Below are 503 nucleotides of genomic sequence, written 5' to 3'. Positions count from 1 at the left end.
CTGGTCGCCCTGCCCATCGACTGCCTGCACCGCTCCGACGCGGGCTACTGGATCGAATATTGGATGCCCAAAACCCGCGCCTGGCGCCGGTTCCCCATCCCGGACAGCCTCGCAACTATCATCCTCGAGCAGCAGACCCGCGTCCGCGACACCTACGGCCCCGACGCCGAACACCTATTCCCAGGCGCTCGGTCGAACGCCTCCGCCGGCCGCACCCAACCCTGGTCGACCAGCGGCCTGCGGCATCGCCTCGCCGCCCTGTTCACCGAACACGGGATCACCACCTCCACCATCACCGGCGAGCCGATCTCCGGCGGCGATGTGCACCGCTTCCGGCACACCATCGGAATGACGCTGCTCAACAACGGGTGGACCCAACAGGAAGTGCGCGACTTCCTCGGCCACCACAGCGACACCATGACCTCTGCATACGCCCGCATCACCGACGACACCCTGGCCCGCAAAGCACGTGAATTCTGGAACAGCGCCGCAACAGACACGAC

1 protein-coding gene is annotated in these 503 nt (G+C 66.4%); it reads left to right on the top strand.

Annotated features, from left to right (window positions below):
• On the top strand, positions 1-503 hold a 503-nt coding region (locus AO501_RS19015), incomplete at both ends, for a tyrosine-type recombinase/integrase (RefSeq protein ID WP_156452676.1).

The sequence above is a fragment of the Mycobacterium gordonae genome (assembly GCF_001417955.2).
GTDB classification, from domain to species: Bacteria; Actinomycetota; Actinomycetes; order Mycobacteriales; family Mycobacteriaceae; genus Mycobacterium; species Mycobacterium gordonae_B.
Note: the sequence above shows the minus strand (reverse complement) of the source record. Positions and strands in the feature narration are given on the sequence as shown.